Source organism: Chitinophaga japonensis (assembly GCF_007830125.1).
GTDB lineage: Bacteria > Bacteroidota > Bacteroidia > Chitinophagales > Chitinophagaceae > Chitinophaga > Chitinophaga japonensis.
On sequence record NZ_VLLG01000002.1, the window covers coordinates 1064049 to 1081934 of the forward strand.

Annotated in this window: 21 protein-coding genes; 8 read left to right on the forward strand and 13 right to left on the reverse strand. The window is 52.5% G+C overall.

The genetic code is table 11. The features are described 5' to 3' along the window. Positions 1-14: 14 nt before the first annotated feature. The 3 genes from lptC to LX66_RS04170 all read right to left on the reverse strand — a co-directional run bounded on the left by lptC (position 15) and on the right by LX66_RS04170 (position 2648). On the reverse strand, positions 15-566 hold the full coding sequence (lptC, locus tag LX66_RS04160; protein ID WP_145710627.1) for an LPS export ABC transporter periplasmic protein LptC: 552 nt from the start codon (positions 564-566) through the stop codon (positions 15-17). Between the two features lie 30 nt (positions 567-596). Then, complete coding sequence (locus LX66_RS04165) at positions 597-1895, reverse strand: hypothetical protein (RefSeq protein ID WP_145710628.1); 1299 nt, start codon at positions 1893-1895, stop codon at positions 597-599. A 117-nt stretch (positions 1896-2012) separates the two neighbouring features. Further along, positions 2013-2648: an LON peptidase substrate-binding domain-containing protein gene (locus LX66_RS04170; protein WP_145710629.1), complete on the reverse strand. Its 636-nt coding sequence runs from the start codon at positions 2646-2648 to the stop codon at positions 2013-2015. A 126-nt stretch (positions 2649-2774) separates the two neighbouring features. Between LX66_RS04170 and LX66_RS04175 the strand changes: the two genes are divergently transcribed. The 3 genes from LX66_RS04175 to LX66_RS04185 are packed head-to-tail and all read left to right on the forward strand — an operon-like array spanning position 2775 to position 5441. Then, positions 2775-3578: an FkbM family methyltransferase gene (locus tag LX66_RS04175; RefSeq protein WP_145710630.1), complete on the forward strand. Its 804-nt coding sequence runs from the start codon at positions 2775-2777 to the stop codon at positions 3576-3578. 38 nt (positions 3579-3616) lie between these two features. After that, on the forward strand, positions 3617-4666 hold the full coding sequence (locus tag LX66_RS04180; RefSeq protein ID WP_145710631.1) for a glycosyltransferase family 4 protein: 1050 nt from the start codon (positions 3617-3619) through the stop codon (positions 4664-4666). Between the two features lies 1 nt (position 4667). Next, positions 4668-5441 (forward strand): glycosyltransferase family 2 protein, encoded by a 774-nt coding sequence (locus tag LX66_RS04185; RefSeq protein WP_158642528.1) that lies wholly within the window; start codon positions 4668-4670, stop codon positions 5439-5441. Here the strand turns inward: LX66_RS04185 and LX66_RS04190 are convergent. Then, complete coding sequence (locus tag LX66_RS04190) at positions 5431-6309, reverse strand: glycosyltransferase family protein (RefSeq protein ID WP_145710633.1); 879 nt, start codon at positions 6307-6309, stop codon at positions 5431-5433. The genes LX66_RS04185 and LX66_RS04190 overlap by 11 nt on opposite strands. Before the next feature lie 112 nt (positions 6310-6421). Here LX66_RS04190 and meaB point away from each other — a divergent pair, with 112 nt between their 5' ends. Both meaB and LX66_RS04200 read left to right on the forward strand, forming a co-directional pair. Then, complete coding sequence (meaB, locus tag LX66_RS04195) at positions 6422-7330, forward strand: methylmalonyl Co-A mutase-associated GTPase MeaB (RefSeq protein WP_145710634.1); 909 nt, start codon at positions 6422-6424, stop codon at positions 7328-7330. Positions 7331-7365: 35 nt separating this feature from the next. Continuing rightward, entirely contained in the window at positions 7366-7686 is a 321-nt protein-coding gene (locus LX66_RS04200; RefSeq protein ID WP_145710635.1) for a DMT family transporter, read from the forward strand. An 8-nt stretch (positions 7687-7694) separates the two neighbouring features. Here the strand turns inward: LX66_RS04200 and LX66_RS04205 are convergent, their stop codons facing one another. Continuing rightward, positions 7695-9572: a chloride channel protein gene (locus tag LX66_RS04205; RefSeq protein WP_145710636.1), complete on the reverse strand. Its 1878-nt coding sequence runs from the start codon at positions 9570-9572 to the stop codon at positions 7695-7697. Between the two features lie 401 nt (positions 9573-9973). On the opposite strand from LX66_RS04205, the gene LX66_RS04210 reads away from it, so the two are divergent. The 3 genes from LX66_RS04210 (at position 9974) to LX66_RS04220 (ending at position 11613) form a co-directional block, all read left to right on the forward strand. Further along, complete coding sequence (locus LX66_RS04210) at positions 9974-10516, forward strand: protoglobin domain-containing protein (protein WP_262713208.1); 543 nt, start codon at positions 9974-9976, stop codon at positions 10514-10516. 52 nt (positions 10517-10568) lie between these two features. Beyond that, entirely contained in the window at positions 10569-10829 is a 261-nt protein-coding gene (locus LX66_RS04215; RefSeq protein WP_145710638.1) for a DUF2024 family protein, read from the forward strand. Positions 10830-10995: 166 nt separating this feature from the next. Further along, on the forward strand, positions 10996-11613 hold the full coding sequence (locus LX66_RS04220) for a MarR family winged helix-turn-helix transcriptional regulator (protein ID WP_145710639.1): 618 nt from the start codon (positions 10996-10998) through the stop codon (positions 11611-11613). A gap of 75 nt (positions 11614-11688) precedes the next feature. On the opposite strand, the gene LX66_RS04225 is transcribed toward LX66_RS04220, so the two are convergent. From LX66_RS04225 to LX66_RS04260, 8 genes are all read right to left on the reverse strand, one after another. Continuing rightward, positions 11689-11895 carry a hypothetical protein gene (locus LX66_RS04225; protein WP_145710640.1) on the reverse strand — a complete coding sequence of 69 codons (207 nt, stop codon included), beginning with the start codon at positions 11893-11895 and terminating at the stop codon, positions 11689-11691. A 32-nt stretch (positions 11896-11927) separates the two neighbouring features. Beyond that, on the reverse strand, positions 11928-12497 hold the full coding sequence (locus tag LX66_RS04230) for a DUF420 domain-containing protein (protein WP_145710641.1): 570 nt from the start codon (positions 12495-12497) through the stop codon (positions 11928-11930). A gap of 16 nt (positions 12498-12513) precedes the next feature. After that, the gene (locus tag LX66_RS04235; RefSeq protein ID WP_244620346.1) at positions 12514-13194 is read right to left on the reverse strand and encodes an SCO family protein; all 681 of its coding nucleotides are present in this window, start codon (positions 13192-13194) and stop codon (positions 12514-12516) included. A gap of 77 nt (positions 13195-13271) precedes the next feature. Next, complete coding sequence (locus tag LX66_RS04240; protein WP_145710643.1) at positions 13272-13679, reverse strand: cytochrome C oxidase subunit IV family protein; 408 nt, start codon at positions 13677-13679, stop codon at positions 13272-13274. Positions 13680-13758: 79 nt separating this feature from the next. Next, on the reverse strand, positions 13759-14433 hold the full coding sequence (locus tag LX66_RS04245) for a cytochrome c oxidase subunit 3 (protein ID WP_145710644.1): 675 nt from the start codon (positions 14431-14433) through the stop codon (positions 13759-13761). Positions 14434-14486: 53 nt separating this feature from the next. Further along, positions 14487-15050: a cytochrome c oxidase subunit 3 gene (locus tag LX66_RS04250; protein ID WP_145712019.1), complete on the reverse strand. Its 564-nt coding sequence runs from the start codon at positions 15048-15050 to the stop codon at positions 14487-14489. Positions 15051-15065: 15 nt separating this feature from the next. Beyond that, entirely contained in the window at positions 15066-15941 is an 876-nt protein-coding gene (gene cyoE, locus LX66_RS04255; protein WP_244620288.1) for a heme o synthase, read from the reverse strand. Positions 15942-15984: 43 nt separating this feature from the next. Then, on the reverse strand, positions 15985-17811 hold the full coding sequence (locus LX66_RS04260) for a cytochrome c oxidase subunit I (RefSeq protein WP_145710646.1): 1827 nt from the start codon (positions 17809-17811) through the stop codon (positions 15985-15987). Positions 17812-17886: the final 75 nt, after the last annotated feature.

Consider the following 17886-nt stretch of genomic DNA (forward strand, 5'->3'; position numbering starts at 1 on the left):
TGTAAGCCGTTCCGTTATTGCAGGGTGCTGTCCTGGACCAGTACCTGGCCCTGGGGGTTAATAATATTATAATCGGAGAAGTCCTGGTTGGATTCCAGGCCGGTGCCATAAATAGTATCTGTAGGAGTGCTGATGCGCACCGCCTTGTTGGAGTAAAATTTTCCGCGTTTGGAGTCCCAGTTCAGCTCATTGCAGTCCAGCCGCTTCCCTTCCTTGTTCACCACCACCACGCTGTCGCGGAGGAATACATTCTCATCATGCTCAAAATACTTGCCATAGCGGGCCGTTACCGTGCTTTCCACCTGCAGGCTGTCATTATAGGAATATACCTTTAAGCCATCGTTGAATTCTACATAAGCGGGACGGTCCAGGTGCCGGTCCATGGTAGGGGCGGTGAGCTTGGCCTTTACCTTGCCGCCCTGGCTGAAGAAGCTTTCTATTTCCACGCCCTCCTCTACCGCAGCGGCTTTCTGGTCCAGCTTCATAATGGCCTGCATGTCATTTTCACAGGCATATAAAGCCAGCAGGATGATGGCGGGGCCTATCATTTTCCGGAGAGCGGTCATACAGGAATCATTGCTGTTCAAGCCCGCAAATTAATCATATTTCCGCTTAATAAACCAGCGGTCGTTCAAAGTAAAGCCCAGCACCACGCGGTACCAGGTTTCCTTCAGCACGGTCTCGTTATTGCCGCGGTGCCCGATCTCAAAGGCTACATTGATAACGGAGAACTGGTTGGAGTAAGCCTGCCGGCGTACAGGCAGCCCTGCGCCGACGGAAAAGCCGTACATGGTCATGTCCTGCCCGTTCAGCTTAAGATAGTCGGTACCGTAGTAAGCACCCAGCCGGTAAGTAACCCTGTTCCAGTAGCCGCTGGTAGCGCGGGGGTTGGGTACAAACTGCCCGCCCAGGCTCATTTTCCAGGAGTTGCGTACGGAGTCCTGTTCGCCATAATTGCGGTACTCCTCCCACTTTTCGGTGGTGAAGTCCGCCCCGATGGTGAACTTGTCCAGCTTGCGCAGCATAATGCCGCCGCCCAATTGCTGGGGATAGGTAATATCCCCCCGTTCGCCCTTGGCGTAAAAAGCGGTGTCCTGGGTGGTATAGTCGTTGGAAGAAGCGTCGTATATGAGGGTTTCGCGCATGGACTCCCGCCTTGCGGACAAAGTCTGCTTCAGGCTGCCGGTAGCGCCAAAGGTCAGGTCCAGGTCATTGCCCAGCTTAGCCCGGTACTGCAGGCCCATATTGTAGAAAAAGCTGCCGTAGCTCACCCGCCGGGAATGCCGGGAGGGGAATATGTACTGGCTGGGCGGGTAAATGGCCTTGGTGCTGTTCTCGATATTGCCAAACAGGTACCCGGCATTAAAGCCGATGCTCACAGGCCCGATACCCACGCCGCCGCCGGCGTACAACTGGTACAGGCCCCCGTTGCCCTCATACTGGTAGGCCACGGGTATCTTCAGGGTATCAAAAAAAGTAATTTCCCCGTTCTGCAGTACGTTGTAAGATACCCTGGTAACCGGGCGCAGCCCCATCACCACCCCCAGTTTCGGGCGGATAGGAATACCCAGTTGTATGTAGGAAATAGAGCCCAGGCCGGAGCGGAAACGCTGGTTGTCTGCATTGGAAATAGTACGGGCGCCGCCCTCCACTGCAATATCGAAAGTAGTGAGCACCAGGTTCGAATAGCTGGCGGGATTCACAAAGTTTACGGACTGTGGATCGTTATAGGCCTGGGAAACGCCGCCCATGCCGCGGTTGATCACATGCTGGTTGATATTCAGGTCACCCAGACCGTAGCGGGAATATGGAGAATTATCCTGTGCTGCAACATTGTTGGCTATCAGCAAAATAAAAGCCAGTAAGCAAAATATGCCAGCTTTGGTCCTATGCATTGAGTTGATCTGTTATTGATTTAGAGTCTGCAAATATCTAATTTTTAGGCTGGGAAGCAAAAAAAACCAAATACGCTCCTGTTAAAAGGTCGTTAAAAAGTGGCCGTTCAGCCATTTTTATAGGCCATCCGCAGATAAATTTCGGAAATGACCGTTCAGTTTTACCCGCTCCTTGAGCTTTTCCATTTCCGCCATCAGGGGTATCACTTTTAGCAGGTGGCGCTTCAGGTATTCCAGGCGCTGCATTTCATGGAACAGGTGCAGTAATTCATATTCTTCTTCCAGGGAAAGACCGGCATGGTGGGCCAGATCATAGGCGCTCAGCTCCTCATCTTTTTTAGGGAACTGCTTGTTGATCTGCAGGATATGGTGCAGCTCCCGTATAGCGTGCAGCACCTGCTGGCGCAGGCGGGCATGGGTTTTAGCATGGTTCTCCGGGTAGTTGACGATAGCTCCGTCATATAGCTTTTCCGGGATAGACCGGATCACTTCCAGTATGCGGAACACGCTTCTTCCTTTAGTGACGATGTCCATTTCACCGTTCCCGTATGTCTTTTCCACGCGCACCACTTCCACAAGAGTGCCGTATTCCACTATTTTTTTATTGATGACCGTGGGTATGCCAAAAGGTTTCTGCTCTGCCAGGCATTCACTGATGAGCTGTTTGTACCGGGGCTCAAAAATGTGCAGGTTCAGTTGCTCCTGCGGGTAAACGACTATGCCTAAAGGAAATATGGGAATGAAATTGGTCATAAGTAATGCTCCTGTTGCTGCGTCAACCCTAAAATTAAGTCTTTCTGTATTAAGTGTATGGCCGGCGGCGGGGCAATAAAAAAACAGAAAAGCTATCTTTGAAAGAAAAATCGATTAAATTAAGGGATGGTAAACAGCACGCTTGCAAAATATGCCAATCTTATACGCAACATTTCCAACTGGCACCTGTATTTCAGTAGAAAATTCAATGTACCGTATAACAAGCTGGTGTTTCATATCCGGAATAAAGGCATATCATTTACCACCCCTGCCAAGTCGCTATACCTGGTGTTCAAGGAGATCTTCCTGGCGGATGTTTATAACATGGATCAGTTGGCTGCCGCCTTACCGGAGCATCCCGTAGTGATAGATATAGGAGGCAACGCCGGCTATTTTTCCCTGTTCCTCCTGTCCCGGAAAAAGCAGGCGCGCATTTATGCCTACGAGGCTATCGCCGCCAACTGTGCGTTGTTTGCCAGGCACCTGGACATGAACCCGCCACTCAAAAGCATGGTACAACTACATCATAAAGCCGTTACCGGATCGCCGCAGGCTACCGTTACACTGCACCTGGAAACCCCGGAGGAAAACTCGGTGACCGCCTCCGTTTATAATGATTTTACAAAGGACAATACATACACAGCCAAAGTACCCTGTATTTCCCTGTCTGAAATACTCTTTTCCAATAACCTGGTCAAAGTAGACCTCGTAAAAGTGGACTGTGAGGGCAGCGAATACCCTATTATTTATGAGACGGCGCCACAACTCTGGGAAAAGATAGACCGTATGGCCATTGAAGTGCATAACCTGGACGGGGAGAAACGCAACGTGGCCAGCCTGGGCGCCTACCTTACATCTGTAGGCTTTACCTGGAACAATTATGAACTTGAAAACGGGTGCTATATGCTGTTTGCCGGCAAACGGGCATAGCGGGTACTTATGTTCTGTCCCATAAAGCGGAAAACCGGATGAAGCAACTATTGATAGATTGCGAAAAAATGAAGAATGCCAATACCGGCCTTTTTACTTATTGCAATGAACTGGGTAACGCCCTGTTGCAGCAGGTACATCCTGACGAGCAACTGAACTTTTACCTGCCTCCCAAGCTGGGGAAGCACTTCGGCAATAAGGTGGGCTACCTGTGGCAACGCAGCATGCACAAGCTGTACCTGCCGCACAGGCGTACATACGACATTTGGCACACCACCTACCAGCTCTCTGGTTACCGCAGCCTGCGGAAAGGCACCAAAAGGGTGCTCACTATTCATGACCTGAACTTCATGCATGAAGATAAAACCCCCGGCAAAAGAAAAATGTACCTGGCCCATGCGCAACGCAATGTAAACCGGGCAGACTACATCACCTTTATTTCAAAATTCGTGGGAGACGATGTGCTGCATTACCTGGATGTAGGCAACAAACCCTGCAAAGTAGTATACAACGGCGCTACCGTGAAGGAGTTTCCCGGGTTTGACCAGCCCTGCTACCGGCCGCAGCGGCCCTTCCTGTTCACCATTGGCGTGGTAATGCCTAAAAAGAACTTCCATACCATCCCCTGCCTGCTGCAACATAATGATACAGAACTGATCATTGCCGGCACGGCCAATAACGAGGCTTACAAACAGCGCATTATGGAAGAGGCTAAGCGCTACGGCGCTGCAGACCGGGTGAAGCTACTGGGCGCCATCAGCGAAGCAGACAAATACTGGTACCTGAAAAACTGCCGGGCCTTTGTGTTCCCTTCTATCGCGGAAGGTTTCGGTATTCCGCCTATAGAGGCCATGCACTTCGGCAAGCCGGTGTTCCTGTCCGATAAGACCAGCCTGCCGGAAGTTGGCGGCTGCCTGGCCTATTACTTCCGCCATTTTGAGCCGGCCCATATGCAGCAGGTATTTGAGGAAGGCATGGCGCATTATGTGCAGCAGCAGCCGGCCGGCGCCATCATTACCCATGCCCGGCAGTTCAGTTGGGAACGCATGGCGGCCGATTACCTGGAGATATACCGAAGCTTGTATTGATATGCATACACTTTCTGTAGTGATCATCACCAACAACGAGGAAAAGAACATCGGCCGCTGCCTGCAGTCCGCAGCGCCCGTTGCGGACGAGATCATCGTGGTGGACAGCGGCTCCACGGACAGCACGGAAAGCATCTGCCGCCAGTACCCGGGCCTGCGCTTTGTGTTCCAGCCCTGGCTGGGATACGGCCCGCAAAAGAACGCCGGCATACAACTGGCCATGCATGACTATATACTTTCCCTGGATGCGGACGAAGCGCTTTCCGAAACGCTGGCAGCGGCTATCCTGCAGGAAAAGCAACGGGGCTTCAAAGGCGCCTATGTGCTGCAAAGGCTCAATAATTTCTTCGGCAAATTTGCCAGGCATGGCCTGGAATACCCGGATAAAAAGGTGAGGATATTTAACCGGCAGGAAGTAAAATGGAACGACAGTCCTGTACATGAAGCACTGGAAGGCCTGCCTGCCGGCGACAGGACCACCGTGCTGCCGGGCTACCTTTACCACTACAGCTACGATGATCTCAGCAGCTATCTCACCAAATTCAACAACTACACCAGCCTGGCGGCGGAAAGCCTGTACCGGCGGGGCAAGCGGGCCAGCATTTTCAAGCTGGTGTTCAGTCCCTGGTTCACATTCATAAAAGGCTATTTTTTCAGGGCCGGCTTTTTGCAGGGGCGGCACGGCTTCCTGCTGGCGGCGCTGGCCGCCTGTTATGTGCTGGTCAAATACGCCAAGCTGTGGCTATTGCAAAGGAAGGGGCGCACTACCCCCTGATGATCCTGTAATTGCGATGGTCAAACAGGCGCTTCCCTGTTTTCTGCTCTATCCAGTACAAAAGGCCGTCCTTAAAGGAAAAATGCTTGCGGCTGATGTCATGCTCAAACTGCCAGTTCCTGGCGGCGATCCTGTCCTGCATCACGGCGGGGTGCGTACCCTGGAACAGGGCCAGTGAATCAATGCCGCTGTAATCAAACTCCCCGGCCACCAGCCGTTGTTGCAGCGCCTGTTCATTATTGCCGTGGTACAGGTGCTGGGAATTATTCTGCTTACGGGCCTGCAGGGCGGGGTCCTTTACCCAGCCATAGTGATAGATATCCGCCTGCACCGGTTTCACATGCAGCTTTTGTCCCTGCCGGCGGAAGCCCTGCGCATCGCGGTAGGAAGCGATCTGTTTGTTATTGCGGATCACGCGGATCTCATGCCGGTACCAGGTGCGGGAATCCCCTACATAGTCGTAGCTGCCGTAAAAATGCACGTAGTTGAACAGCAGCCCCTCCACCCGCGGATCATCCCTGTACTGCTGCATGGCGGCGCGGATCTTATCATAATCCTTTTCATGCACCACCTCATCGGCCTGTATGTAAAAGGCCCAGTCGGCATCCGGGCTTACCGCGGCAAAGGCCTTGTCGGTTTCCACGGCCAGCACGCGCCCGCCTTCTTTCAGGGAATCGTCCCATATGGAGTGGATAATGCGGATTTTGGGAGAAGCGATAGACTGGATCAGCTCCAGCGTATGATCGTCGGAGTTACCTACGCTCACCACTACTTCATCGCATAAAGGAAGAATGGATGTGATGGCCGCTACTACCGGGTAATCATATTTTACGGCATTGCGTACAAAGGTAAATCCCGCTACTTTCATCTGACATAAGATTTGCAGCACTGCAAGCTGCCGGGGCGAAGGTATAAAAAACCGCACGTAAACAGTAGGGAAGTCCTTATTTTGCAAGGAAATTGGCAACGCCCCCGGTTATATGTTACAAAAGCTGGCAGATACGGATGATATAAAGGCGCTGGCCCGCCGCATTTCACTGGTGGAAAACGAAGCGCCCGGCTACGAGCAACTGCTGGAGCAGCTTCCCGGCGGCAGCACCACCCGCGTGGTGGGCATTACCGGCCCGCCGGGCGCCGGCAAAAGCACGCTGGTGAATACACTGATACAAACCCTGCTGGAGCAGCAAAAGCGGGTAGCTATTATCGCGGTAGACCCTTCATCCCCTTTTAACTTCGGCGCCCTGCTGGGCGACCGTATCCGGATGAGCCAGCATTTTAACAACACGCAGGTATTCATCCGCTCCATGGCCAACCGCGGCGAGTTGGGCGGCTTAAGCCCCAAGATCATTGAAGTAAGCGATGTGATCCGGGCGGCGGGGTTCGACTACCTGTTCATAGAAACAGTAGGCGTGGGCCAGAGCGAAGTGGACATAGCCGGCATTGCAGATACCACTGTTGTAGTGCTGGTGCCGGAGGCCGGCGACGAGATACAGACCATGAAAGCGGGCCTGATGGAGATAGCTGATATCTTTGTGGTGAACAAAGCGGACCGCGACCATGCAGATGCGTTTGTTAAAAACCTGCGCCTGCTGTCTGCCGAAAGGCGGGGCAGCGGCCACTGGCAGATACCGGTGCTGAAGACGGTGGCCACGCGCAATGAAGGCATAACACCGCTGATACAGGCCATTGAAAAGCATCAGCAGGAAACAGACCATTCCGGCAGGCATGCGGCACTGCTCACGGAAAAAGCCTGGCAACTGATACAGCACCGGCGCATGAAAGACCTGGACAAGAAACAGTTACAGCAGCAGGTGCTGCAGCAGTTGCAGGCAGGCACTTTTAATTTATACAGACTGGTGGGGGAGTATGAAGGAGGAAGTAAGAAGTAAGAGGTAGGAGGTAGGAGATTTTTAAACCTTAGATTATGGCTTGGTTATTTCTTATTATTGGCGGCCTGTTTGAGATCGGCTTTACCATTTCACTGAAATACTCGGAAAATTTTTCAAAGCTGTGGCCGTCCGTCAGTTTTGCTATCTGTATCTCGCTCAGTTTTTTCTTCCTGAATAAAGCGATCAGCAACGGCATTCCTATAGGTACCGCTTATGCCGTATGGACCGGCATCGGGGCGGCCGGCACGGCCATTGCCGGTATGCTGCTGTTCCATGAGCCGGCGGCATTCTGGCGCCTGTTCTTCCTCGTTATGCTGATAGGCTCCATTGTGGGGCTGAAGTTCGTTTCTGCATAGAACGCCGGTTATTTCAACATCCCGTTCCGGATCAGCATTTTCATTACCTGGCGCTTGATGGAAATATTACGGCTGCTGGTATCTTCCGCTTCCCGGGCCTGCCGGTAGGCGGCAAACACCGCCCGGTAGTCAACAAGCCCCAGTAAGGCGCTATCCTGCTGCGAAGCCACCACGGGCAGAATGTCCTGCTGGTGACGGGCCATCAGGTTGACTGCTGCGCGCAGGGAGCTGTTCTCCTGAACAGTGGCCATATTGGTGTGCATAATGTAGGTAACGCTGGCATGCTCAGGTATGCTCAGGTCCAGCACATCCGCCGTCCGGACAATACCCGCCAGTTGCTGGTGGGCATCCACCACGGGATAGGCCAGCTCGCAGGGTCCCAGTTTATTTTCGTATAGCCAGTTACGTAATTCCTTGATAGTGTTTTCCTGGCTCACCATTACCAGGTGCTGCATCATGGCTTCCTTTACCAGGATGGCTTCCAGCAGGTCCGGCTGATAGGTGTGCGGCGTAAGGATGCCCCGGCGCGCTATCTTTTCCGTCATGATGGTATTGCGCATCAGGAAGTAGGAAACAAAACAGGCCGCTGCACAGGCGCCGATGAGCGGCAGCAGGGTGTCCGCATTGCGGGTGGTTTCCAGTGCAAATATGATGGAGGTAAGCAAAGCCCTGGTAGCCCCGGCAAACATGGCCGCCATGCCGATAAGGGCGGCAATGGAAAAGCTGATCTGCACCTGCGGAAAGGCAGCCTGCACTATCAGCGCCGTAAACACGCCAAAGGCGCCGCCCATGGTCAGCAGGGGCGCCAGCGTACCGCCGGAGGTGCCGCTGCCCAGGGAAAAGGCCCAGGAAATAAATTTCAGCACGCCCAGCACAAATAACATCTGCAGGGTCACTTTTCCCATCAGCAGGTTATGGATGTTCTCATAGCCCACGCCCAGCGTTTCCGGGGCAAAATAACCTACCACGCCAACTACGAGACCGCCAATGGCCGGCCACCACATCCAGTGCAGGGGCAGCTTTTCAAAGCCGTCCTCGATGGCGTATACCGCTTTGGTAATGAGCACCGCCAGCAGGCCCATTACAACGCCGATGGCAGAATAGGCCAGCAGCGCCGCATTGCCCGGCGCCTCCACATCCGGCATGGGAAACACCGGCGCGCCGCCCCAGTAGAGGTAGTGAAATGCCGCGCCGGTAATACAGCCCAGGACAACGGGGATGATACTGCGCGGAGAGAACTCGAACAACAGCAGCTCAATGGCCAGTATCAACGCGGCCAGGGGGGTGCCGAATATGCAGGACATACCGGCGGCGGCGCCGGCCGCCAGCAGTATCTTCCGCTCTCCCGCCGTGACGCGCAGCACCTGGCCGATGAAAGAGCCCCAGGCCCCGCCCGTAGCGATAATAGGTCCTTCTGATCCGAAAGGCCCGCCCGTACCGATAGAAATGGCGGCCGACAAAGGCTTCAGGAAGGTGATGATGGGCTTGATCCGGCTCTTGTTGGTCAGCACCTGCTCCATGGCTTCCGGGATGCCATGTCCGCGGATAGCCGCGGCGCCATACCGGGCCATAAGGCCCACTACTACCGCACCCGCTACCGGCACCAGCACTACCCAGCCACCCAGCCGGTGATGCAACGGGGAGGCTTCTTCCACGGAAAAGCTGCCATGAAAGGAAACATTGGTGATCAGGTTGATGAGCAGCAGCAAAACCTTGGCGATCAGGCTGATGATCGCTGCGTTCACAACCGTTAATACAGACAGGTAGAGCACCCTGCCGGGATTGATGCCGGCGGGCGCTGCGGTCTGGTTGTCTGCCAATGCCGGGTCCATGGAAGGGGATACGGGTATGCTGCCCCTGGTCAGCGTAGAAAAAATATGCTTCATGTGCGGGTGATCTTCAATGTGCAGGGGGCAAAAATACAATCGAAAACAAATAGATGCCAATGTTTTTTTATATATAACATGTTTTCTTCATGTAGGCAGATGGCTTCTACATAACGACATATGGCGAATTTTTAACGACAAATTGAGTTAACAGCTCGTTAACAAGAAATAATTGCTAAAATGGACAATCCTGAAGTTACGTGATATTACTAGTTGCAATTAAGCAGGTTTTACATACTAATTTGCTGATATATAGGGAAAACAGGGCAGTGAATGAATTGTTAAAAATTTTTTTAGTTAGGAACCCTTATTATATTTGTAAGGTACAGATTTGTGTTGCTACTCCAATTAAATATATATTTATGATAAATGGCAAGCGTTATGAAAGTACGTCGGCCGGTATGACCTCATCAACTTTAAGTTTACGTGACCTCGTTTTACTCAAGCGCATGTTGCTGTTTACCCGGGAAGATGAACGTTACCTGCAGATGGCTGGCGAGATACTTTCAGATCAGGCAGAAGCGATCCTGGATATTTGGTATGATCACATGGTTGCCAACGATTACCTGGCACATTATTTTGCCAGAGACGGGCAACCGGACGCGGATTATCTGAATACCCTGCGCCCCCGGTTTGGCAACTGGATCAGACAGCTCTGCCAGCGACCCTATAACACCCAGTGGTCGCAGTACGAACAGGCTATTGCGCAAAGATACCAGCAACAGTCGCTGCCCACTGCGGAAATGGCGGATGTGCCGGTTGTATTCCTGCGTTACCTGGTTACTTTCATTTACCCCGTTACCAATGCTATCCGGCCCTTTCTCGCCAAGGACGGTCACCGGCCGGAAGAAGTGGAAAAAATGCATCAAGCCTGGTTTAAAGCCGTTAGCCTGAGCGTAATACTATGGACCTACCCGGACCCCGCAGCACAGGAGATCTGTTGATCTGAACCACCGATATACACCCTTGTACCATACCCTGATAAACTAACCCGATATGGAAGTTGCTGTTTTTGATACCTATGTAAAAAAGAAGAACGGAGGCTACATGCATTTTGACATCATCGTTGCTGCCGACACCCATTATGAGCACGTATTGACCTTCGGCAAAGCTTATTTACAAACCAAAGTACAGGCCACCCCATATATATCCGCCCGGGAATGCCGTTTCTGTCACCTGGAAGAGGTAGTGCCTACCTGGGAAAAAACCATTGCACAACAGGGCTACTACATTCACGAAATTGAGGGCTGCCATTAACATTGGAGTTCTAGTAGCCTCAAGTTTTTGTCCGCATATAACCTGTTTCGCAGGCTTATGTTTTTCCAATACCCCGATGCATCCTCTTTATCCACCCGGTGGCATGAAAATCCGTGGAGGTTTCGTATATTAGCCGGTTACAAAAAAAGAGCAGGAAAACAGTACCATGGGGAAAGTTGCCATATTCAACCCCGTACAGCAGGCAGGTAATGTGTCCAGTAAAGTGGTAGCCGCATTGGAGCGGCTGTCAGAAGCTTTTCGCGTGCTGCTCTGGAATGAGGGCAAACAACATGGCCTGAGCCCCATACAGGTACAGTTGCTCATTTTTTTACTACACTACCCGCCCGCTAAAAGGACCATTACATTCCTGGCCTCCTATTTTAATATGACCAAGGCTACCATCAGCGATGCCATTAAATCACTGGAGAGCAAGCAGTTACTGGTCCGGAAGGCTATGAGCGGCGATTCCCGCAGTCATACCCTGCACCTGGTAAAAGAAGGAAAAACACTGGCCCGGAAAATAGAAAAGTTTGCCGACCCTATACGGGAATCCGTCACCTTGCTGCCAGGAGGCAAACAGGAGGAACTGCTGGAATGCCTGCTGTCCCTCATCTACCACCTGAACCAGCAGTTAGTGATCACCCCGCAGACCATGTGCCTCAACTGCCGCTTCTATACCCAAAAGGACGGCGGCCACTATTGCAACCTCGTAAAAGCGGCCCTGCAATCCGGCGATTTGCGGGTGGACTGCCCGGAATTCCAGTTACCAACTAATAATGAATAATGAATAGTTAATACTAAGGAGGCGGTGTTCGCACGAGGTATTGATGGGCTACAATCCTGCTTCTTACTTCTTACCTCATTGTTCCCTGTTGCTGCGCCACCAGCGGAAGCCCAGTATGCCAATGATCAGCAGGGGGGTGAGCGCCAGGTAGAGGATACCGCTGTTCAGCCCTTTGGCGGGGCCTTCGCCCAGTTGCTGGGCGGTTTTGGTGCACAGGGAGCATTGTGCCATTGCCTGCACGCTGCATAATAATATCATCAACAAAGGCCCGATCTTCTTCATACAGCAAAATTACAGAAATTAACGGAAGCCCCTTAATAGTAGGGAGATATCATTACATACACGACCACACCGGTAATGGCCACATAGAACCAGATAGGCCAGGTGATGCGGGCTATTTTCCGGTGCCGCGCAAAATCAGACTGCAGGCCCCGGAGCAGGGTAAAGAGCACCAGCGGCACTATCACCACCGCCAGCACAATATGAGTAAGCAGGATAAAATAATACACGTACCGGCTGCCGCCTACCATGGCTTTCTCGGCCGCATCCACCAACCCGTCGTGGTTGGCGTCGCCAAAGCGGGTGGACTCGGTAAAGAAATGATAGGTAACATAAGACACCAGGAAGAGGGCGCTCAGCACCACGGCGGTTAAGTTGGTCACTTTATGCGCCTGTACATGCCCGTTCTTGATGAAATACAGGCTGGCCAGCAACAGCACAGCCGTAGCCGAATTCAGGATGGCATGGAACAGCGGCAGTATCTGTACGTTGAAGCCTGCTTCCATCTCCGGCCGGGGCAGGTAAAACAGTATCGCCACCACCACCGGTATCACGATGGATACGATGGCAATAGGCAGGTTAAGGTTCTTGTTCTTGATACTCATAGTATTCCCTTTGCTTTCACTTTTCACTACTGGAAAACAGCCGCTTCCAGAAGGGCGGCCGGTTCTTTTCCTTCTCCAGGTGCAGCACGGCAATGTCGTTGGCGCACTGCCGGATGGCATTGCTGTCCAGCCCGTTATAGTAGCCGCGTATGTGGCCGTTCTTATCGATCAGCACCAGCTTTTCGGTATGGATAAAATCATCCGGGCCGCCGTTGCCCTCGGTTACCGATACGAAGAATTCGTGCCGGGCCAGGTCATATATTTCTTTCTTGTCGCCGGTCAGCAGCCACCAGTTATCCGGGTTAATGCCCATGCGGTTGGCATAGCTGCGCAGCCGTTCTGCGGAATCTCGCACCGGGTCTACAGAGAAGGAGAGCAACTGCAGCAGGGTATCGTTCTGTACATACGCCTGCTGTATCTTTTTCATGTTGCTGGTAAGCGTGGGACAAATGCTGGTGCAGGAGGTAAAGAAGAAATCCACCAGCAGCACTTTCCCGGAAAGGTCCTCCAGGCTCACCTTGTTCCCGAACTGGTTGGTCAGCTCAAAGTTACGGATGGTATGAAAAACGGTATCGTAATGCACTTCCCCGTTCTTCACCACGGTGTCTACCCTTTCCGGAATATAAAAACGTGGTATGGGTACCACGTCTTTACTGTAATGATCTACTATCAGGTACCCTGTGAGCGGAACCAACACTGCCAACAAAACTCCTATGACTGCCCTGCGAGAGATAACCTAGTTACTTTTATATGTTTACGTTCAAAATCAATCCTTTAGTGGTGACTGGCTTCATTGGTCACCGTAGTAGCTTGCTTAGGCGTGCCGGGAGACAGATCCTTGCGCATGTTCTTCCAGGAATCGCCATCTGCCAGGAAAGCAATGATAAACCATACGAACAGCATCAGCGGGATCAGGATGGTCAGGATCAGGTTCTTGATCTCATGGCGCAGGTGCATAAATTCCGCTACAATGAAGAAGGCCTTTACAATGGTGAGGCCGATGAAGATGGCGTTCAGCACCAGCCTGCTGGGAAAACCGGTTTCCAGGTGCAGGAAGGCCAGGGCCACTTCCACGATTGTCACACACAGTAATATCCAGAAGGTTTTCCAGATGGTTTTGGTAGAAGTATCCCCGTGTCCATGCCGCGCATCATCTACTGCTGCAGTTTGTGTATGTTCCATTACGCTTGTTTATTTTAAATCAGTTCAGTTCAAAAATCCAAAGTTACGAATGATAGCGGTTCACCCGGCCTGCTATGGTTTACAGCAGGTAGAAGCAGGTGAACACAAATACCCATACCAGGTCTACAAAGTGCCAGTACAGTCCTACTTTCTCCACCATTTCATAATGGCCGCGCTGCTCGTAGGTGCCTTTCAGCACGTTGATCAGGATCACGATGTTCAGTATCACACCGGAAGTTACGTGCAGGCCATGGAAGCCGGTAATGGTAAAGAAGAAGTTGGTAAAGTTGGTAGAAGCGGGTGTACCGTCCACGTTCAGGAAGGGATTGCGGCCCCACCAGGCGCCCTCATGGTACAGGTGCGTCCATTCCCATGCCTGGCAGGCCAGGAAGGCGGCGCCGCCTACAATGGTCCAGGCCAGCCATTTCGTTACTGCTTTCTGGTTCCGCTGATGACCGGCATGTACGGCCAGCACCATGGTCACAGAGCTCATGATCAGGATAAAGGTCATGATACTCACAAACACCAGCGGCAGGTTGGCATGTCCCATTAACGGGGCGGACTTGAACACTTCGTTCGGGTCAGGCCAGGAAGTGCTCATAAAGCGGATCGTTCCGTATGATATCAGCAATGCGCCAAAGGTAAAAGCATCCGACATCAGGAAGTACCACATCATCAACTTTCCGTAGCTCACGTTAAAGGGAGAGTATCCTCCACCCCACCATTTTTTCTTCGCTGTAACTGCTGTATCCATTTTTTTAATTGAATTCGTTGTTATGTTCTTATACAGTTAAATAATTTTTCAGCTTACCTGGCGATACTCAGGAATATCAGCAGGTAGATCCACAGGGCGTCTACAAAATGCCAGTAGAGCGAGGCTACCTCTATGGGCACCGGGCTGTACACCCGCACCCGTGTTCTGTACGCCCTGGCAAACATGATCAGCAGGGCTACCACGCCTCCCAGCACGTGCAGCATGTGCACGCCTACTATTACGTAGATGAAGGAAGCGGATACCGGCCCGCTCAGCGGCAAGCCGTGGTTGCTCATCTGGGCAAACCCGAAACACTGGCATGCCGCAAATACCACACCTAACAGGGCGGTAATGGTGATCAATTGCTTGTAGCGCCGCATGTTCCTTTCCTTGAACTGCTTTACCGCCATCTGGATGGTGCCACTGCTCACGAGGATCACCGCCGTGGATATCCAGAAAATATGCGGCAGCTCAAACGCCAGCCAGTTAGCCTGCGCACGCTTCACCACATACGCGCTGGTAAACCCTATGAACATCATGGAAATGCTGCCCATAGCAATCCATAGGGAATATTTATGCGGATGTATTTTCTTTCGCTGTACGCTCATTGCCTGCATCACTCCTCTTTGTTTTTATGCTTTATCAGCCAGCAGCGCTAGCTGTACAATTGTCAGGTAAATATAAGAGCCGAACATCAGCTTCCGGGCAGACGGCACATCGCATTTCCGGTACAGCATAATAGCGCGGTACAGGAAAAATATGCCTGCCAGGATGGCGATGATGGCTGATATGCTGCCGGTGATCTTCAGCAGGTAAGGCACAATACCCGCGGGAATCAGCAGCAGCGCGTAGGTGACTGCCTGCAGGGCCGTCATCTTATTAGGCCCGCCGGCGGCCGGCAGCAGCTTGAAGCCGGCCCGGGTGTAATCCTGGTGCGCTATCCAGGCAATGGCCCAGAAATGCGGGAACTGCCACAGGAACTGGATGGCAAACAAGGCCCATCCGCCCTCGCCCAGGTGGTTTGCACCGGCGGCCCACCCGATAAGGGGCGGCATGGCGCCGGGAATGGCGCCCACCAGTACGGCCAGGGAGTTCCATTTTTTCCAGGGCGTATATACAAACCCGTACAGGATCAGCGATACCAGGCTCAGCACAGCGCTTAGCCAGTTGAAGCAAAGCCCCATAATGGCAATACCGCCTGCACCCGTCAGCACCGCCACCAGTGCGGCTTCCCGCTCGGAAAGGCGACCCGCCGGCAAAGGACGGCTGGCTGTACGAGCCATCAGCTTGTCCGTATTCTTCTCCAATACCTGGTTAATGGTATTGGCCGATCCGGATACCAGCAATCCACCTGCGAATAATAAAAGAACTTTCAATAAGCCAAACTCCACTTCCGGTACCAGCAGGTAGCCCCAGGCACAGGAGAACACCACCATAAAGGTAAGGTTGAACTTCATGAGCTGGAAGTAATCCCTTGCTTTGCTGGCTACTGCATACGATAACGACAATTTTATGGAGTTTTCTTGCAACACTATTTTCTAACTATTCTTATCAATGTTTCGATTCATCCGGCGATACCGGCACCGTTTGCGGGATGAAATCCTTTCCATCCTTGCTGTAGTCATACGGCCAGCGGTGCACTTCCGGAATTTCGCCAGGCCAGTTGCCATGCCCCGGGTGAATGGGGGTGGTCCATTCCAGCGTGGTAGCGTTCCACGGGTTGGTAGTGGTCAGCTTCCGGCCTTTGAAAATGCTATAGAAGAAGTTGAACACGAACAGCAACTGGGTAGCAAATACAGCCACCACCACGATGCTGATAAACTTGTTCAGCTCTACAAACTGTTTGAAAGACTCCCAGCTAGAGTAGTCATAATACCGCCTGGGCATACCGGCCATACCTTCGTAGTGCATGGGCCAGAAGATGCAATAGGCGCCTACCAGGGTGATCCAGAAGTGAATGTAGCCCAGCGTATTGTTCATATACCGGCTGTACATTTTCGGGAACCAGTGGTAAATACCGGCAAACATGCCGAAGAAGGCAGACACGCCCATTACAATATGGAAGTGCGCGATCACGAAGTAGGTGTCGTGCAGGTGAATATCAATAGAGGAGTTACCCAGCCAGATACCGGTCAGACCACCGGAGATAAAGGTGCTCACAAAACCGATGCTGAACAGGGCGCCCGGCGTAAAGCGGATGTTCCCTTTCCAGATAGTTGTGATCCAGTTGAACACCTTGATGGCGGAAGGCACCGCGATGAGCAGCGTTAACAGTACGAAGAACGCGCCCAGGAAGGGATTCAACCCCGTTACGAACATGTGGTGCGCCCATACCAGGAAGGCCAGGATCGCGATGGCGAACAGGGAGCCCACCATAGCCAGGTAACCGAAGATGGGCTTGCGGGAATTTACCGCCAGCACTTCAGACACCATACCCATGGCCGGGAGAATGATAATGTACACTTCCGGGTGGCCCAGGAACCAGAACAGGTGCTGGTACAGGATGGCGCTACCGCCCTCGTTGGACAGGGCTTTACCGGCTACGAACAGCTCGCTCAGGTAGAAGCTGGTGCCTGCATGACGGTCAAACAGCAGCAGGATGAAACCTGACAGCAGCACCGGGAAGGACAGTACGCCCAGCACGGCGGTAAAGAAGAATGACCATATCGGCAGCGGCATCCGGGTCATGCTCATACCCTTGGTACGCATGTTCAGGATGGTGGAAATATAGTTCAGGCCGCCCAGCAACTGTGACACCACGAACAGCGCCATGCTGGTGAGCCAGAGGTCCATACCGATCCTGGAACCGATAGACGCATCGCCAAGGGCGCTCAGCGGAGGATAAGCCGTCCAGCCGCCGGAAGCGGGGCCTGTTTGCACAAACAGGGACGCCATCATTACCATGCTGGCCAGGAAGAAGAACCAGTAGCTCAGCATGTTCATAAAGGGAGAGGCCATATCGCGCGCACCTACCTGCAGCGGAATGAGCAGGTTGGAGAACGTACCGCTCAGCCCCGCAGTCAGTACAAAGAACACCAGGATGGTACCGTGCATGGTTACCAGGGCATAATAAGCCTCCGGCGTAATGCGGCCTCCCTTGGCCCAATGGCCCAGGATGGTCTCCAGCCAGGGGAAAGCGGTGTCCGGGAAAGCCAGTTGCAAACGGAATATTACCGAAAACCCGGCCCCGATGATAGCCCAGATGATCCCTGTTATCAGGAACTGCTTGGCGATCATTTTATGGTCCATGCTGAACACATACTTCGAAATGAAGCTGTCTTCATGATGATGCTCATGCCCGTTGCCATGGTCGTCATGCGCCACTGCGCCGTGCGTTAACTCCTGTTGATGACTGTGCAAGGTTGCGTCGTTACTCATAATCGGTTCTGTTTATTATAAAGCCTACCACCTGGGAGTGCAAGGCATCGGCTTCTTTTAGTATTATTTTACAAA

Coding starts and splice junctions, on each gene's coding strand:
- LX66_RS04170 (WP_145710629.1), bottom strand. CDS start 2,648: ATGACCAATTTCATTCCCATATTTCCTTTAGGCATAGTCGTTTACCCG.
- LX66_RS04185 (WP_158642528.1), top strand. CDS start 4,668: ATGCATACACTTTCTGTAGTGATCATCACCAACAACGAGGAAAAGAAC.
- LX66_RS04215 (WP_145710638.1), top strand. CDS start 10,569: ATGGAAGTTGCTGTTTTTGATACCTATGTAAAAAAGAAGAACGGAGGC.
- LX66_RS04200 (WP_145710635.1), top strand. CDS start 7,366: ATGGCTTGGTTATTTCTTATTATTGGCGGCCTGTTTGAGATCGGCTTT.
- LX66_RS04165 (WP_145710628.1), bottom strand. CDS start 1,895: ATGCATAGGACCAAAGCTGGCATATTTTGCTTACTGGCTTTTATTTTG.
- LX66_RS04190 (WP_145710633.1), bottom strand. CDS start 6,309: ATGAAAGTAGCGGGATTTACCTTTGTACGCAATGCCGTAAAATATGAT.
- LX66_RS04220 (WP_145710639.1), top strand. CDS start 10,996: ATGGGGAAAGTTGCCATATTCAACCCCGTACAGCAGGCAGGTAATGTG.
- LX66_RS04205 (WP_145710636.1), bottom strand. CDS start 9,572: ATGAAGCATATTTTTTCTACGCTGACCAGGGGCAGCATACCCGTATCC.
- LX66_RS04175 (WP_145710630.1), top strand. CDS start 2,775: ATGGTAAACAGCACGCTTGCAAAATATGCCAATCTTATACGCAACATT.
- LX66_RS04210 (WP_262713208.1), top strand. CDS start 9,974: ATGACCTCATCAACTTTAAGTTTACGTGACCTCGTTTTACTCAAGCGC.
- LX66_RS04260 (WP_145710646.1), bottom strand. CDS start 17,811: ATGAGTAACGACGCAACCTTGCACAGTCATCAACAGGAGTTAACGCAC.
- LX66_RS04245 (WP_145710644.1), bottom strand. CDS start 14,433: ATGGATACAGCAGTTACAGCGAAGAAAAAATGGTGGGGTGGAGGATAC.
- LX66_RS04180 (WP_145710631.1), top strand. CDS start 3,617: ATGAAGCAACTATTGATAGATTGCGAAAAAATGAAGAATGCCAATACC.
- LX66_RS04240 (WP_145710643.1), bottom strand. CDS start 13,679: ATGGAACATACACAAACTGCAGCAGTAGATGATGCGCGGCATGGACAC.
- LX66_RS04225 (WP_145710640.1), bottom strand. CDS start 11,895: ATGAAGAAGATCGGGCCTTTGTTGATGATATTATTATGCAGCGTGCAG.
- LX66_RS04250 (WP_145712019.1), bottom strand. CDS start 15,050: ATGCAGGCAATGAGCGTACAGCGAAAGAAAATACATCCGCATAAATAT.
- LX66_RS04230 (WP_145710641.1), bottom strand. CDS start 12,497: ATGAGTATCAAGAACAAGAACCTTAACCTGCCTATTGCCATCGTATCC.
- lptC (WP_145710627.1), bottom strand. CDS start 566: ATGACCGCTCTCCGGAAAATGATAGGCCCCGCCATCATCCTGCTGGCT.
- meaB (WP_145710634.1), top strand. CDS start 6,422: ATGTTACAAAAGCTGGCAGATACGGATGATATAAAGGCGCTGGCCCGC.